Raw genomic sequence first — 16,347 nt, forward strand, 5'->3', positions numbered from 1 at the left:
TGGGGTGGCCACCACTGCAGCCTCGGGGAAGCCCGCCGCCGTCGTGACGATGCAGTTGTTCGGGTTCTGCGCGCAGTCGGCTCCGTTGAAGCCCCAGTCGATGCCGGTGAACGGGGTGTCGGTCGGTGCCGAGGACGTCGAGGATGCTGCCGTCCTCCGCGGTGCCGGCGTCGTCGACCGTGAGGTACGCGCCGAGCCAGTACTGCAGGGTGTCGTTGGTGAAGTCACCCGATCCGCCGAGAGCACGGCACCGGACCAGCACGGCCGGGTCGGCGCGGCACTCCGCGTTCTCCGCCTTCGCCGCCGCCTTCGAACCGGACCTCGACGCTGTCGCCCAGGCTGGTGCCCGTGACGAAGCCGCTCATGATCGCGTAGTGCACGCCGGTCTGGCCGCCGTAACGGTCGCCGCCGGTCCACTCCTCGGTCGAGGCGCTCGCGGGGTCGGCGCCGTGGACGGAGTACTTCAGCGTCACCTCGCCGAGGCTCCTGCGGTTGTCCTTCGCGAGCTGGTGCAGCTCGTCAGGGGATGCCGCCGGCCTCGTCCCACGAGCGCCACACCTCGTAGCCCGACTCCGCCTGCTCCGCAGCCAGTTGCCGAGAGGACTTGCCGTCCTTGTACTTTTCACCTTCACGTCGACACCGCGGTCGCGGAGGCTCTTCGCCTCCTCATCGGTGAGCACGACGTCGACGCTCACGCCGGATTCGGTGTATCCGCTGTCGGAGACGTCGAACCCCGATGCAGCGAGGTCGGCCGCCTCACCGGCACTCACTTCCGCCGTGCACACGTCGAGCACGTTGTCGTTGTCGACGGCGCTCGCGCCGATCGGGCCCAACATCGAGAACGCCACGGCCGAGCCTGGCGACACGGACGAAGGTGTTGCGAGTGGAGCGAGTCGAGCAGTTGCCGGCCATGAGGACTCCCATTCGGTCCGTTCCCCGGCACAGCACATGAGTGACGTCATCGTCGTGTGATCCCCATGTTCGCCACATCGCTGGTGTTCCCTGCTGATCCTAGGGGTTAGCGTGCCCCTCCCCAGTGTCGCGTCTCAAGGCTCAGCTCGTGCTCATGCTCATGCTCGTGCTCGTGGCCGTGCTCGTGTGCTGGCGCTGGCGCTGGCGCTCCAGCGCTCAGCAGCCGGGCCCGGCGGGGTTCGCGTTGCAGTCGCCCTGCGTGAGGACGGTGTCGAACTCGCCGACCAGCACGCGCAGCGGATCGCCCGCGACGGAGAGCGTGCCCGCGATGGCGCGCCACGGCGATCCGGCAAACCGGTACTCGGCGCGCAACACGACCGCGAGTTCGACCGTGTACACGCCCGACGCCGCGTAGACGTGGCTCGTGGTCGTCTCGCTGAACTCGCGCTGCCCGAGCGAGGCCCACGTCGCGCCGGGCGTCGAGGTCTCGACGACGGCCCCGTCGCTGTGCGTCCACCGGTAGCCGACCGGCGTGAACCGCACGTCGGCGGGCTGCCCGAGCAGCGTTCCGGCCACGACCTCGACGGATGCGCCGGCCACGAAGTTCGCTGGCAGCCCCTCGATCGCCCAGCCGCCGGGTTCCATCCCGTTGCCGGGTGTCGCCGGCCGAAAGGACGCGATGTCCCGCAGCGTCACGACGACCGGTGCGACGGGCTCGTCGGGCGGGGCGGCGGGGTCGCCGGCGCAGAGGCTCGGGTTGGTGGGGCTGCAATCGTCTGATGGGGGTGGCGTGGACGCAGGCTCTTGTTCTGCATCAGATCTTTCTGGACCTAGATGACTGGGCGGGTCATTCGCGTCATCTGAGTTGTCGTCCCTTATTAGGCCCTCGAGGACCGCCTGTCCCCCATCGACTGAACTGTCGATCTCGGGAGGGCAGCCGATGTACCCGACTGCCGGGCTACACGCACTAGCGGGCGACGCCTCTAGGACCACGGCCGCGACCAACCCGATGAACGCGCCCGTCGCTAGCAGAAATCTTCGCCGGACCATAGTTCGACTCCGTCGACCAGAAACCTCGCCCCGTCGCCTGCCACCAAAGTTGCGATCAAGGGGGTCCGCGAGGCGCGATCCAGTGGCGTGACATCTGCGCCTGATGCATCACGCACACGCACATCGCCGACATCTCGGCATACGTAGATGACGACTTCTGACCCGGCCGCGGTCGTTTGTTGCTGAACCAATGAGAAGGAGTCAAGCGCCGTCTGCCCCTCGGCCCGAATACCGAGGGCGCGATACTGGGCGAACTCATCCAGCAGCTGGACCGTATAGGTCGGCGTTGCCACCGCCTCGATCCTCTCGGCGTCATTCCCCGATTCTGACGCGATGAGTGCTGAGACTTCTTCAAAAGACCGGTATGCCGCCTCAGCCGCGGCCAGCGCCTCCTCGTCTGACGCGAAGACGGGCTCGGCGGACACCGAAGGCGACGGTGACGGCGTGTTCGCGGGTGCGCCGACGCATCCGCTCAGCACGAGCGTGAGAACGCCGGCCGCGGTGATCGCAGCGCCATGACGGCGCATCACGAATCGACGGGGGCGGGGGCTCGGCATGGCGATGAGCATAGGCGAGCGGCACTACGGAAACGGCCGTTATCCACAGCCCGAGACGTAGCCCGCTACCGCATGAGGTCGCGGATCAACTCTCCCCATTCGAAGCCGCATTCGCGGCAGTCGAACAGCGGATCCTCAGCCTCGAAGAAGACGGTGGCGTCATCCATCGAGTCGATGGCGGCCCGCGTCGAAGACGTGTAGACGACCGCACGCACAGCGGTCGACCCGCAGCGGGGGCACGGCTCGTCGAGCACGTTTTGCTCGACAGTGGTCTGCACCTGGTTCGTCGCCATGCTGCCCACGGTACGCCCGACAGCGGTCATCCCCGGTGTCACACGCGGTATCGTCGCGGATCGCGCCGAGCGACCGTTTCCTGCACGAGGGCGCGCCACCCCGGCACCCCGCCACCCCGGCACCCCGCCACCCCGCCACCCCGCCACCCCGCCACCGCGTTGCGAAACGAGAGAGTCGGTTCGAGGTCGGCACGGATCTCCGAGATCGTGATCTCGTCGCAATCAAAGGCCCCCGAACGAGTGCCGCAGCCATAGGCTCGGACCGTGAACAGTGTCGTACCCGGCTCCTCGGCGGGCGCCACCGACGCCGACCGCTGGGTGCTCGGGGTGGACGTCGGCGGCACGGGCTCACGCGCGGCGCTAGAGCCACTCGAACCGCTCGCTCCACCGCCCGGCGGCGACCCGGGCCCCGGCGGCGGCGACCACGACGCCGCAACCGCGGGCCGGCGCGTGCTCGAGGGCGGGCGCGCGGTCGTAGCCCCCTGCGGGTCCACGCCCGAGGTGGCGGCCGAGCTCATCGAGGCGGCCCACGCCGAGTGGCCGGATGCCACGATCGTCGCGATCGGCATCGGCGCCACCGGTCTCGCCTCGCTCGTGACCTCCCCGGGCACCGCACTCGGTCGACTCGGCCGCGCTGCGGGCGGCGGCACACCGCTCGCCCTCACGATCGACGCCGTCGCCGCGCACCTCGGCGCCCTCGGCGGCCGGGCCGGAGCCGTCGTCTCCGTCGACACGGCCGCGATCGCAATCGGCACCGACCTTCGCTCGCACTGGCGCCGGGTCGGCGGTTGGGGGCACCTCTGGGACGACCGCGGCTCGGCCGCCTGGATCGGCATCGAGGCGCTCAAGGCCGCCATCCAGACGCACGACCGCGTGACCGACGACGCGCAGGCGCTGCTGTCGGCCGCCGTCGACCGGTTCGGCCCCGCGCACGAGTGGCCGGCGCACCTCCTCACCCGTGAAGACCGGGCCGGGCTGCTCGCGGGGTTCGCAACGGATGTCGCACAGCTCGCGGCATCCGGCGACCACCTCGCCACCGACATCATGGGCCGGGCGGGCTCGGCCGTCGCGGCCACGCTCGCGGCAGCCCTCGACCCCGACCTGCCGCAGCTCGCCTCGGGCGTCGGCGGCGTGTTCGCCGCGGACGGCGCGTTCACGGCGTCGTTCGAGCAGGAGTTCGCGCGGCTCGCGCCCAGCGCCGAGCTCATCGCACCCGCGGGCACACCCCTCGACGGGGCCGTTCGGCTGGCGCGACTCGTGGCGGCGGGCGACGTGCCGGCGGGGCATCCGCCGTTCCTCTGGATCTCGCGTGGCTGAGACGAGCGCCGGCCTGCTGCTCTATCGGCGGATGCCTCGGCTCGAGGTGTTCCTCGGTCACATGGGCGGCCCGTTCTGGCGGGGCAGGGATGCCGCCGCGTGGTCGATCCCGAAGGGCACGTACACCGACGAGGAGCCGCTCGCTGCCGCGCTGCGCGAGTTCTCCGAGGAGGTCGGTCGCCCGGCGCCCGACGTCGAGTACCGGGAGCTCGGCGCGTTCCGGTACGCGTCGGGCAAGCGCGTGTGGGTGTTCGCGGGCGAGAGCGACTTCGACGCGAGCGACATCCGGAGCAACGTGTTCGAACTGGAGTGGCCGCCGAGGTCGGGGCGGCGGCAGTCGTTTCCCGAGCTCGACGCGGCCGGATGGTTCGCGCTCGACGATGCACGCGAGCGGCTCGTGAAGGGCCAGCGGCCGGCGCTCGACGCGCTCGAGCGGCTCGTCGGGGGCTGAGGTCCCGCGAGGACGGCGCCGCCTCCGGCCGGGTCGGGGTGGGAAGGCGGCAGCGGCCGCCGCGGGCACCCGCTCAGGCGCGGGCGAGGATCGCGGCCGTGTCGGCGCCGGGCGGGACCGTGCCGTAGAGCATCCCGCCGCCGCCCTCGAGGCGCGTGCGCACGAACGCGTCGGCGACCGCGCCGGGCGAGTGCTCGATGAGGAGCGCCGCCTGCAGCACGAGCGCGAGCCGCTCGGTGAGCTCCCTGGCCCGGGATGCCGCGGCCGCGGCATCCCTCGACACCTCGTGTACGACCGACCGCGCCTCGGCGAGCGCGAGGTCGAAGCCCGCGTGCCCGCCGCCGGCCACCCCGACGAAGTCGAAGAACGCCTCGAACGCCTCGGGCTCGCGGGCCAGCACGCGCAGCACGTCGAGCGCGATGACATTGCCCGACCCCTCCCAGATGGCGAGCAGCGGCTGCTCGCGGTACCGCCGCGCGAGCGGGAACGCCTCGGTGTAGCCGTTGCCGCCGAGGCACTCGAGCGCCTCGTACGCGTGTCCGGGCCCGCGCTTGCACACCCAGTACTTCGAGACCGCCGTGGCGAGGCGCCGGAACGCGACCTCGGCGCCCGAGGCGTCGTCGTCGTACGCCCGGGCGAGCCGCATGGCCGTGAGGGTCGCCGCCTCGGACTCGAGCGCGAGGTCGGCGACCACGGCCGCCATCGCGGGCTGGTCGACGAGGAGCGCCCCGAAGGCGCTGCGGTGCCGCACGTGCCAGGCCGCCTCGGCGACCGACTGGCGCATGCCGGCGGCGGTGCCGATGACGCAGTCGAGCCGGGTGCGCGTGACCATCTGCACGATGGTGGCGACGCCGCGGCCCTCCTCGCCCACGAGCCACGCGGCCGTGCCGTCGAACTCGACCTCGCTCGACGCGTTCGAGCGGTTGCCGAGCTTGTCCTTCAGCCGCTGGATCCGGAACACGTTGCGCGTGCCGTCGGGCAGCACCCGCGGCACGAAGAAGCAGCTCAGCCCTCCCGGCGCTTGGGCGAGCACGAGGAACGCGTCGCTCATCGGCGCGCTGCAGAACCACTTGTGGCCGGTCAGCCGGAACTCGCGCCCCCACGGACCGTCGGCGCCGGTCGGCTCGGCGCGCGTGGTGTTCGCGCGCACGTCGGAGCCGCCCTGCTTCTCGGTCATGGCCATGCCGACGAGCGCCGAGCGCTCGGCGCCCCCGCCGAGGTCGGGTTCGTACTCCCGGCTCAGCAGCCGCGGCATCCAGCCGTCGCGGAGTCCGGATGCCGCGAGCTCGAGCACCGGCACCACCGCGTGCGTCATCGACACCGGGCAGGAGTGGCCCGGCTCGACCTGCGCGAAGAGGAAGAACGCCGCGGCTCGGTCGACGCTCGCACCCGGCCCCGGATCGGCCCACGCCGACGTGTGCGCGCCCGCATCCACCGCGGCGGCCATGATGCGGTGGTACGCGTCGTCGTACTCCACCTCGTCGACGCGTCGGCCCCACCGATCGTGCGTGCGCAGCACCGGCGGCTGCGTGTTCGCGCGTTCGGCGTCGCGCTGGAACGCCGCCGAGCCCACGAGGGAGCCGATCGCGTGCAGGTCGCCGGTCGCGGCATCCGGGCCCCGACGGCCCCACCGCGCGACCGCCTCGACCAGCGGCACGTTCGCGGCGTACTCGTCGACGCCCTCGCGGGGCGGCGCCTGGTTGAGGATCTCATGCGTGCTCGTCATCGTCGACCTCCGCGAGCCATTCTCGTCGGCGGGCGGCGGCGCGGGTAGACGTCGTGCGTCTTCCGGGCTCAGGGGGCGTACGCACGGAGGAACGCGGTGGCGATCGCCTCGCCCATGATGGCCCGGACAGCTGATACTGCCGATTCCGCCCTGAGCGATATCCACCCACCGGAGGATGTCGGCGGCATCCGGTCGGATGCAGACTGTGCGGGTGCATCGCTGAGCCCGGCCTTCCGGCCCCGCCGGTCGACCTTCCCCCGCACGCCATCCTTCACACTGCACACCCACGTCCCTCACGGAGAAACATGCTCGGCAGACTCCTCATCCGTTACGTGAAGCCCTATCTCTGGTTACTCGTCGGCGTTCTGGTGTCCCAGTTCGCCTCAGCCCTCGCCTCGCTGTACCTGCCGAGCCTCAACGCCGACATCATCGACGAGGGCGTCGCGAAGGGCGACACCGGCTACATCTGGTCGACGGGCGTGTTCATGCTGTCGATCTCGCTGGCCCAGATCACCGCGGCCATCATCGCGACGTACTTCGCGGCCAAGGCCGCGATGCGCGTGGGCCGCGACGTGCGCAACGATGTGTTCGACAAGGTGAGCGCGTTCTCCGAGCGTGAGGTGTCGCAGTTCGGGCCGGGCTCGCTCATCACCCGCAACACGAACGACGTGCAGCAGGTGCAGATGGTCGCCATGACGGGGGCGACCATGCTCGTGAGCGCGCCGCTCCTGGCGATCGGCGGCATCATCATGGCGCTGCGGCAGGACGTCGGGCTGAGCTGGCTGATCTGGGTGTCGGTCGCCACGATCCTCCTGGTGGCGGCGATCGTCGTGTCGCGCATGGTGCCGCTGTTCCGCACCTACCAGAAGAAGCTCGACGCCGTGAACCGCATCCTGCGCGAGCAGCTCACGGGCATCCGCGTGGTGCGCGCGTTCGTGCGCGAGCGCATCGAGGAGGAGCGGTTCCGTGGCGCCAACACCGACATCATGGACGTCGGGCGCCGCGTGGGAAAGCTGTTCATCACGCTGTTCCCGCTGTTCATGCTCGTGCTCAACCTGACCGTCATCGGCGTGATCTGGTTCGGCGCCATCGAGGTCGACGAGGGCAACGTGCAGATCGGCACCCTGTTCGCGTTCATACAATACGTGGGCATCATCCTCGGCGGCGTGCTCATGGCCGCGTTCATGACGATCATGATCCCGCGGGCGGCGGTGTCGGCCGAGCGCATCGCCGAGGTGCTCGCAAGCGAGTCCACCCTCTCGCGGCCGACGGAGCCCGTGTCCGAATTCCCCGACCCGGGCACCGTGGAGTTCCGGGATGCCGCGTTCGCCTATCCCGGCGCCGAGCACGCGGTGCTCGAGGGCATCTCGTTCCGCGCCGAGCGCGGTGAGACCGTCGCGATCGTCGGTTCCACCGGCGCCGGCAAGACCACGCTCGTCTCGCTCATCCCGCGGCTGTTCGACGTGACGGGCGGTGCGGTGCTGGTGAACGGCGTCGACGTGCGCGAGGCCGACCTCGAGCGGTTGTGGAAGACCATCGGCCTCGTGCCGCAGCGTCCGTTCCTGTTCGCGGGCACCGTGGCATCCAACCTCCGCTTCGGCCGTGAGGAGGCCACCGACGCCGACCTGTGGCACGCGCTCGAGATCGCCCAGGGCCGCGACTTCGTCGCCGAGATGGAGGGCGGCCTGGACGCGCGCATCGCGCAGGGCGGCACCAACGTGTCCGGCGGCCAGCGGCAGCGCCTCGCCATCGCCCGGGCGATCGTGCACCAGCCCGACCTGCTCGTGTTCGACGACTCGTTCTCGGCGCTCGACCTCACCACCGACGCGAGACTCAGACAGGCGCTGTGGCGGGAGTTGCCCGACGTGACGAAGATCGTCGTCGCCCAGCGCGTCTCGACGATCACGGATGCCGGCCGCATCATCGTGCTCGACGACGGCCGCATGGTCGGTGTCGGCACGCACGAGGAGCTGCTCGAGACGAGCACCACCTACCGCGAGATCGTCGAATCGCAGCTCGGAGTGGAGGCCACGGCGCATGAGCACCGAACCTGAGAAGACCGAACCGGGTGCGGCGGGCGGCCGGGGCCGCGGCGGGCGCGGCGGGGGCGGGCGCGCGGGTGCGCGCGGCCGGGGCCGCGAGGCCGAGCCGAAGCCGATGACCGAAGAGGAGCGCATCGAGCACGAGCTCGCCGAGGAGGCGCGCATCAACTCGGGCGACTGGAACGCCGTGGCTCTGGGCAAGGCGAAGGACTTCGGCGCCAGCTTCCGGCGGCTCTTGGGTCTGCTCGCCCCCTACAAGTGGCCGTTCGCGTTCGCGTCTGTACTCGGCGCCATCGGCGTGGTGCTCACGGTCATCGCGCCGAAGGTGCTCGCCGAGGCGACGAACATCATCTTCGAGGGCTTCATCTCGTCGCAGATGCCGGCGGGCGTCACCCAGGCGCAGGTCGTGGAGCAGTTGCGTTCGGCCGGCCAGCAGGACCTCGCGAACATCGTCGGGGCCGCCACACTGGTCCCGGGTGAGGGCATCGACTTCGTGCGGCTCAGCCAGGTCGTGATCATCGCGATGTTCCTGTACGTCGGGGCATCCGTGCTCTCGTGGATCCAGGGCTACGTGATCAACCTCATCATGGTGCGGGCGATGTGGCGCCTGCGCGAGGACGTCGAGGCGAAGGTGCACCGCCTGCCGCTCCGGTACTTCGACCGCGTACAGCGCGGCGAGCTGATCTCGCGCGTCACGAACGACATCGACAACATCACGCAGACGATGCAGCAGTCGCTTTCGAGCGCGCTCACGAGCGTGCTCACCGTGGTCGGCGTGCTCATCATGATGTTCTCGATCTCGTGGCAGCTCGCGCTGGTCACGCTCGTGTCGCTGCCGCTCATGGGAGTGATCTTCGGCCTGATCGGTCCGAAGTCGCAGGCCGCCTTCGGGGTGCAGTGGCGGAAGGTCGGGCGCCTCAACGCCCGCGTCGAGGAGTCGTTCTCGGGGCACGCGCTGGTGAAGGTGTTCGGCCGTGAGCGCGACGCGAGCGAGAAGTTCCGCGCCGAGAATGAGGAGCTCTACGAGGCCGCGTTCAAGGCCCAGTTCCTGGCCGGCATCATCATGCCGGGCATGATGTTCATCGGGAACCTCACCTATGTGGGCATCGCGGTGCTCGGCGGCCTCATGGTCGCGGGCGGGCAGCTGCGCCTCGGCGACGTGCAGGCGTTCATCCAGTACTCGCAGCAGTTCACGCAGCCGCTCGCGCAGCTCGGCGGCATGGCCGCGGTCGTGCAGTCGGGCACCGCGTCGGCCGAGCGGGTCTTCGAGCTCCTCGACGCCGACGAGCAGGAGGCGGATGCCTCCGACGCGCTCGAGCCCGTGCGGAGCACCGGCACGATCGAGTTCCAGAACGTCTCGTTCTCGTACACGCCCGAGCGTCCGCTCATCCGGGATCTGTCGTTCCGGGTGGAGCCCGGGCAGACCGTCGCGATCGTGGGTCCGACGGGTGCCGGCAAGACGACGCTCGTGAATCTCATCATGCGGTTCTATGAACTCGACGGCGGTCGCATCCTCCTCGACGGCCAGGACATCGCGTCGCTCACGCGTCGCGATGTGCGGGCCCGCACCGGCATGGTGCTGCAGGACCCGTGGCTGTTCGCCGGGACGATCAAGGAGAACATCCGCTACGGGCGTCAGTCGGCGACCGAGGACGAGATCCTCGACGCCGCACGGGCGACGTACGTCGACCGGTTCGTGCACTCGCTGCCCGACGGGTACGACACCGTGCTCGACGAGGAGGCGTCGAACGTATCGGCCGGTGAGAAGCAGCTCGTCACGATCGCGCGGGCGTTCGTGTCGCAGCCCTCGGTGCTGATCCTCGACGAGGCGACCTCCTCGGTCGACACCCGCACCGAGCTGCTGCTGCAGCACGCGATGGCGGCGCTCCGCGAGGGCCGCACGTCGTTCGTGATCGCGCACCGCCTCTCGACGATCCGCGACGCGGACCTCATCCTCGTGATGGAGCACGGCGACATCGTGGAGCAGGGCACGCACGACGAGCTCATCGCCGCGAAGGGCCCGTACCACCGCCTCTACGACTCGCAGTTCGAGCAGGCGGCGTACGACGTCGACGCGGAGCTCGCCGCCGAGCAGGGCGAGGTGCTCACCGGCCCGATCAGGACGCTCGAGGAGGTCGTGGAGGAGGCAGCCGAGGCCGAGCTCTCCTGACGCCTGGAGCACGCGAACGCGATCGAACGAGCGGATGTCCCGACCGGGGCATCCGCTCGTTCGTGTACGGGCGTCGCCTAGGCTGGGAGCAGCCTGCGGTCCAGTGGCCGCAGCCCGCGGCCCGGTGGCCGCAAGCCTGCGGTCCGGTCGCCGCCGGTCGACCACTCCGCCTCTCCTTCCCCACTTCCGCCCTGAAGGTTCCGTGACGACTGCCCTCCCGCCTGTGCGCCCGTGGCACCTGTGGCTGGTGTGGGGCGTCGGCGTCGCCGCGTACGTGCTGTCGGTGACGAACCGCACTTCGCTTGCGGCGGTCGGTGTGGACGCGGCGGTGCGGTTCGACGCGGATGCCTCGACGTTGTCGATGTTCGCGGTCATCCAGCTCTTCGTGTACGGCGCGATGCAGGTCCCGGTCGGGCTCCTGCTCGACAGGTTCGGCGCGCGGCCCATGATCACCATCGGCATGTTCCTCATGGCCGTCGGGCAGCTCGTCATGGCGTTCGCGCCCGACGTGGGCACGGCGATCCTCGCGCGGATGCTCGTCGGCGCGGGTGACGCGGCGATCTTCCCCAGCGTGCTGCGCGTGGTGGCGGTGTGGTTCCCCGAGCGGCAGGCGCCGCTGCTCGTGCAGCTCACGGGCATCGTCGGGCAGACGGGCCAGCTGCTGGCGATCCTGCCGATGGCGGCGCTCCTGCACGCGACGACGTGGAGCGTCGCGTTCGGCAGCCTTGCCGGACTGGGGGTGCTGTTCACGCTGCTCACGTTCGCGGTGATCCGCAACCATCCGCCCGATCGATCGGCGGATGTCTCGGTCGACACCGCGACGGGAGCGATGCACGTCGTGACCTCTGCTGCCGACCTGCGGGTGGGCTTCCGCGAGTCGTGGGCGCACCCGGCGACGCGGCTCGCGTTCTGGTCGCACTTCACGGCGCCGTTCTCGGGCACGGCGTTCATCCTGCTCTGGGGGTTCCCGTTCCTCACGGTCGGCGAAGGGCTGACGCCCGCGATGGCGTCCCTCGTGTTCAGCGTCTACGTGGTGTTCGGCATGCTCACCGGACCCGTCATCGGCATGCTCTCGAGCCGTCACCCGATGCGCCGGTCGCGGATGCTCGTGCTGCCCATCATCGGCATCCAGGTGCTTGCGTGGCTCGCGGTGATCGCCTGGCCGGGGGCGGCGCCACTCTGGCTGCTGCTCGTGCTCGCGCTCGCGCTCAGCACCGGCGGGCCCGCATCGATGATCGGGTTCGATCACGCGCGCACGTTCAATCCGAGCCACCGACTCAGCACGGCGACCGGCATCGTGAACGTCGGCGGATTCCTCGCTGCCCTGCTCGCGATCCTCTTCATCGGCATCGCGATGGACGTGCAGGGCGCCGGCACGCCCGATACCTACAGCCTCGACGCATTCCGCATGGCGTTCCTCACGCAGGTGCCGCTGTGGCTGCTCGGCGCCGGCTTCATCGTGTTCGAACGCAAGCGCACGCGCGTGCACATCGGGCTCGACGAGCCGCGGTCGTCGCGCCGCGCTCGTCGCGACCGCGCTGCGGACTGAACGCGCGGTCTCCCCGACCGCCACGCGATGTGTCGTTCGCGTCACCGAATCCGAGCGACAGTTTCGTCTGCGAAGTGACCCCACTTCGGTACCCCGGCACCCCGGCACTCCGGCAGCTCGGCACCCCGGCACCCCGGCACCTCGACCGCTCCGGCACCGGGTCGCAGAACGGGAAACGTTCGTCCGCGAGCGGAATGGTCGGCCGAAGGCCGGCACCGGCGACCGGTTCGGCGACCCGCATCGCGCGCTCAGTCCGCGAGCAGCCCCCGCAGGTCGTCGGCCGTGAGCGAGGCATCCGTCATCCCCTCGTCGTCGAGGAGCGACGCCACGAGTTCGCCCTTGCGGGCCTTCAGCTCCATGACCTTCTCCTCGATCGTTCCCGAGGCGACGAGCCGGTACACCATCACCTGCTTCGCCTGGCCGATGCGATGCGTGCGGTCGATCGCCTGCGCCTCGCTGGACGGGTTCCACCACGGATCGAGGAGGAACACGTAGTCCGCCTCGGTGAGGTTCAACCCGAATCCGCCCGCCTTCAGGCTGATGAGGAACACCGATGCCTCGCCCTCGCGGAACTGCCGGATCACCGCGTCGCGTCGACGAGCGGGCGTCGACCCGTCGAGGTACGCATACGGCACCCCTGCGGCATCCAAGCGCGAAGCCGCCCGGCCGAGGAACGACGTGAACTGGCTGAACACGAGCGCCCGATTCCCCTCGCCGAGCACGTCGTCGAGCTGCTCGAAGAGCGCGTCGAGCTTGGCCGACGCGATTCCCGCGTACCGTTCCTCGTCGATGAGCGTCGCGTCCAGCGCGAGCATGCGCAGCAGGGTGAGCGAGCGGTACACGATGAAGCGGTTGCGGTCGAGGTCGTCGATGAGCCCGAGGAGCTTCTGCCGCTCGCGCTGCAGCATGGTGTCGTAGAGCCGCCGGTGCCGCGGATGCAGCTCGACCTGCAGCACCTGCTCCTGCTTCGGCGGCAGCTCAGGCGCGACGAGCTCCTTCGTGCGCCGCAGCATGAGCGGACGGACCCGTCGGCGCAGCCGCGCGAGCCGCTCGATGTTGCCGTCGTTCTCGATGGGCCGCCGGTAGCGCTCGTCGAACGCCCGACGCGACGGGAACAGCCCCGGAGCGACGATGTGGAACAGCGCCCACAGCTCGCTGAGGTTGTTCTCGACGGGCGTGCCCGTGACGACGAGCCGGAACGGCGCCCGGATGTCGCGGGCCGCCTGGTGCACCTTCGTCGCAGCGTTCTTCACGAACTGCGCCTCGTCGAGCACGAGTCCGCCCCACTCGATCGCGGCGAACGCGTCGGCCTCGAGGCGCAGCACGGAGTACGTCGTGACGACGATATCGGCGTTCGCTGCGGCATCCGCGATGCGACCGCGCCGCTTCGCCTCGGTGGCCGTGACCGTCGCGACGCGCAGCCCCGGGGTGAAGCGCGCGGCCTCGCTCACCCAGTTCGAGGCGACCGAGGTGGGCGCGACGACGAGGAACGGCGCGCCGCCTCCGCGGGTCGAGAAGCGCCCGGCGGAGCCGGACGCGTCTCGAGACTCCGACTCCTCGACCGCATGCGCGATGAGCGACAGCGTCTGCGCCGTCTTGCCGAGCCCCATGTCATCGGCGAGGATGCCGCCGAGCCCATGCCGCCACAGGAATGCGAGCCAACGGAACCCCGCGAGCTGGTACGCCCGCAGCGGCAGCGCGAGGCCTGCGGGCGGCGGAACCTCCTCGACAGCGCCCCCTTCGAGCCCCGCGATGGTCGCCCGCCAGGCGCGCGCGGGAACCGAGACATCCGCGAGGTCCTCGAAATCGGCCCAGAGGCTCGTCTGGGTGCGGTGGATGCGCAGGCCCGTCTCCCATTCGGCGAGCGTGCCCGCCTCCTCGATGAGGTCGCGCAGCTCGTCGAACACCGGCAGCTTGAGGCTCAGGTAGCTCTTGTCGACGAGCAGCAGCCGGCGTTGCCCCTTCGCGAGCGCCCGGAACAGCGGCATGAACGGCACGGGCTTGCCCTCGACGGTCAGCCACACGCCGAGGTCGAACCAGTCGCGCTGCCGCGACTCGACCGTCGTGACGCGCACTTCGGGTGCGGCGGTCACCTCGCGGTAGTCGGGCCGCTCGCCCGTGACATCGATGCGCAGGCCGCCGCGCTCGGCCAAGCGTTCGAGTCGCGGCATCCGCTCGGCCGTGAACTCGGCGGCGTCGAGGCCCCGCAGGATGATCGCGTCGAGCGGCACCCACCCGAGCTCGTCGGCGACGCGGGCCAGGAGGTCGTCGTCGAGTTCGGGGTCGTCGGCGGCAGCGGTCGTGGATGCCTCGGATGCCTCGACCGGGCTCGTGCGCCCGCCAGCGTGTTCCCACCGCCAGGCGAGGCGCAGCACGTCGCCCGGCTCGAACGCCGCCTCGAGCACGAGTGTCGCCGGCGGGACATCGGGCGCCTCGAAGCTGCCATCCAGACTCACGACGGGAAGCGACCGGGCGAGCGTGTGGAAGTGCCCGCGCAGGAACGTCGACACCTCGGCAGCCGGCACGTGGATCGGCTCGGGCGGCGCCGTGATCAGTGCGCGCTGCGCCGGGGTGAGCTCGCCGTTGGCGACCGGAGCGAGCTCGATCACCCCGGCATCGAAGTCGGAGCGGTAGACGCCGTGCCACGCGATCGGCCGCACGTGTTCGACCGGGTGCTCCTCGTCGTCGATCGTGACCGTCGGCTCGAGCGTGAGACCGCCGGGCACGAGGGGTGACCTGCCAGCGAGACTCGCGTCGAGCCCCACCGTGGCGCTCCCGCGCAGCACGACGTCGGGCGTGACATCCGACCCGACGAGCGCGATGCCGAGCCGCCCCGCCTCGGCGAGCAGCCCCCACAGCAGTGGGCTCTCGAACTCGTCGAGCGTGATCCACTCGGAGCCGTACTGGTACACCGCGGGCGTCGTGCCCTTCAGCATCGCGAACTGCGCGAACCATCGCGACTGCGACGGGTCGACGCCCGCGGCGCTGGCCTGGTAGGCGATGTTCTGCCAGGTCAGGCCGTCCTTCACCCAGGTACCCCTGGCGCCCTGGGCGACCGGCCGCACCGCGAGTCGGTCGACGGATGCCGCGCGCCGGGCCGTCTCGTCGCGCGCTCCGCGCCACTCGCCGTTCCGGCGCTCGACGCGCCGACGCAGCTCGAACTGGAGCCCGAGCGGGCGCGTCGAGCCGCCGGAACCCGGAGCTGCGGCATCCGCTCGCACGTGTGCGAGCCCGGCCAGCGCGCTGCGCCAATCGGTGCCGCCTGCACTGACGCCCGGTCTGGGCGAGCGGTCGGCGGGCATGCCCCCAATGCTCGCATGCACGCCTGACGCCCGCGGGTTGAGAAGCGACGCAGGAGCGTCTCGAAACCGGCTGCGGGCCAGGCGGGTTTCGAGACGACGCGGGCGCGCCCCCCAACCGGCGGGCGCGGTGCTGGGCGTTCTCCTCGACCCGCGGAGCGCGGTGCACCCGGGTAGAGCTCGTCGAGCAGGCCCGGCTCGTCGACGAGGGCGGTGAGCGGATGCCCCGAGCCCGCCCCTGCGGCGAGTGCGTCGAGGAACTCGCCTTGCGCCTGGCGCTCGGGCGTCGCGGCGAGGCCGGACAGGGGGACGACGACCTCCTCGGCGGCCGCCATCCGTGCGAACGACAGGTTCGCGAGCGCTTCGTCATCGCCCCACGCGACGGGCGCCTCGATGGTGACCCCGGCGCCGGTCGTACGTGCGCGCGAGGATCGCGTCGAGCCCGCCCCGCGCCTCGGGCGTGAGGGTGTGGCTGTACGGCACGGCGCGGATCCGCCCCGAACGGCCGAGGGAGCGCGCAACCAGTCGGCGGTAGTAGGGATCCGTCAGCGGCAGTGCGATGCGGGCGGCCCGGCGCCGCTCGACAAGTCCCGACACGAGTGCGAGCACGAGCCGCGGGATCACCACCACCGCCGCGACGCCTGCGGCGAGCAGGTGCATCCAGGTCGCGTCGTTCTCGCTGTCGGGAGCGCGGATGGACGCGACCGCCGCGACATCCGGCACCGGGATGCCCGTGAGCCACGAGCCGGGCGCGAGCTTCACGGCGAGCAGCGCACGCACCTGATCGGCGTCGAGGAACGTACTGTTCACCTCCTCGCGCCGGGTCTCATGCGGCCGACTGGGTTGCGGGCAGCGCGAATCGCGCCCGTCCGCCGGGTCGGGGTGTTCGTACGGGATCGATGTGCGGTGGTGGGGTGAACCAGACTTCGGTTCGGGTTGCGTGGATGTCCCATCCCTCGCGGTGGATTCGGTGGTGGCAGA

The 16,347-nt window shown here is 70.9% G+C and carries 12 protein-coding genes; 5 read left to right on the plus strand and 7 right to left on the minus strand.

Going from position 1 to position 16,347, the window contains the following annotated elements:
* Positions 1-224: 224 nt before the first annotated feature.
* The 4 genes from IEX31_RS13180 to IEX31_RS13195 all read right to left on the minus strand — a co-directional run bounded on the left by IEX31_RS13180 (position 225) and on the right by IEX31_RS13195 (position 2,812).
* Positions 225-836: a hypothetical protein gene (locus tag IEX31_RS13180; protein WP_188743889.1), complete on the minus strand. Its 612-nt coding sequence runs from the start codon at positions 834-836 to the stop codon at positions 225-227.
* A gap of 292 nt (positions 837-1,128) precedes the next feature.
* The gene (locus IEX31_RS13185) at positions 1,129-1,608 is read right to left on the minus strand and encodes a hypothetical protein (RefSeq protein ID WP_188743890.1); all 480 of its coding nucleotides are present in this window, start codon (positions 1,606-1,608) and stop codon (positions 1,129-1,131) included.
* 329 nt (positions 1,609-1,937) lie between these two features.
* The gene (locus IEX31_RS13190; protein ID WP_188743891.1) at positions 1,938-2,519 is read right to left on the minus strand and encodes a hypothetical protein; all 582 of its coding nucleotides are present in this window, start codon (positions 2,517-2,519) and stop codon (positions 1,938-1,940) included.
* A 65-nt stretch (positions 2,520-2,584) separates the two neighbouring features.
* Positions 2,585-2,812: a zinc ribbon domain-containing protein gene (locus tag IEX31_RS13195; RefSeq protein WP_188743892.1), complete on the minus strand. Its 228-nt coding sequence runs from the start codon at positions 2,810-2,812 to the stop codon at positions 2,585-2,587.
* A gap of 264 nt (positions 2,813-3,076) precedes the next feature.
* Here IEX31_RS13195 and IEX31_RS13200 point away from each other — a divergent pair, with 264 nt between their 5' ends.
* Together IEX31_RS13200 and IEX31_RS13205 are read left to right on the plus strand one after the other, a co-directional pair.
* Complete coding sequence (locus IEX31_RS13200; protein WP_188743893.1) at positions 3,077-4,129, plus strand: BadF/BadG/BcrA/BcrD ATPase family protein; 1,053 nt, start codon at positions 3,077-3,079, stop codon at positions 4,127-4,129.
* Positions 4,122-4,580, plus strand: a complete 459-nt coding sequence (locus IEX31_RS13205; RefSeq protein WP_188743894.1) for an NUDIX hydrolase — start codon at positions 4,122-4,124, stop codon at positions 4,578-4,580. The genes IEX31_RS13200 and IEX31_RS13205 overlap by 8 nt, the downstream gene beginning before the upstream one ends.
* A 73-nt stretch (positions 4,581-4,653) precedes the next feature.
* On the opposite strand, the gene IEX31_RS13210 is transcribed toward IEX31_RS13205, so the two are convergent.
* The gene (locus tag IEX31_RS13210; RefSeq protein ID WP_188743895.1) at positions 4,654-6,306 is read right to left on the minus strand and encodes an acyl-CoA dehydrogenase family protein; all 1,653 of its coding nucleotides are present in this window, start codon (positions 6,304-6,306) and stop codon (positions 4,654-4,656) included.
* 305 nt (positions 6,307-6,611) lie between these two features.
* Between IEX31_RS13210 and IEX31_RS13215 the strand changes: the two genes are divergently transcribed.
* From IEX31_RS13215 to IEX31_RS13225, 3 genes are all read left to right on the plus strand, one after another.
* Positions 6,612-8,360, plus strand: a complete 1,749-nt coding sequence (locus tag IEX31_RS13215) for an ABC transporter ATP-binding protein (RefSeq protein ID WP_188743896.1) — start codon at positions 6,612-6,614, stop codon at positions 8,358-8,360.
* 103 nt (positions 8,361-8,463) lie between these two features.
* Positions 8,464-10,518, plus strand: a complete 2,055-nt coding sequence (locus tag IEX31_RS13220) for an ABC transporter ATP-binding protein (RefSeq protein ID WP_188743905.1) — start codon at positions 8,464-8,466, stop codon at positions 10,516-10,518.
* A 202-nt stretch (positions 10,519-10,720) separates the two neighbouring features.
* The gene (locus IEX31_RS13225) at positions 10,721-12,067 is read left to right on the plus strand and encodes an MFS transporter (protein WP_229662346.1); all 1,347 of its coding nucleotides are present in this window, start codon (positions 10,721-10,723) and stop codon (positions 12,065-12,067) included.
* Positions 12,068-12,315: 248 nt separating this feature from the next.
* On the opposite strand, the gene IEX31_RS13230 is transcribed toward IEX31_RS13225, so the two are convergent.
* Together IEX31_RS13230 and IEX31_RS13235 are read right to left on the minus strand one after the other, a co-directional pair.
* Positions 12,316-15,369, minus strand: a complete 3,054-nt coding sequence (locus IEX31_RS13230; protein WP_188743898.1) for a DEAD/DEAH box helicase — start codon at positions 15,367-15,369, stop codon at positions 12,316-12,318.
* Positions 15,370-15,732: 363 nt separating this feature from the next.
* Positions 15,733-16,176, minus strand: coding sequence for a DUF2868 domain-containing protein (locus tag IEX31_RS13235; protein ID WP_188743899.1), 444 nt, complete (start codon positions 16,174-16,176; stop codon positions 15,733-15,735).
* Between the last annotated feature and the right edge of the window lie 171 nt (positions 16,177-16,347).

The organism is Agromyces bauzanensis, assembly GCF_014645655.1.
In the GTDB taxonomy this organism is placed as follows: Bacteria; Actinomycetota; Actinomycetes; order Actinomycetales; family Microbacteriaceae; genus Agromyces; species Agromyces bauzanensis.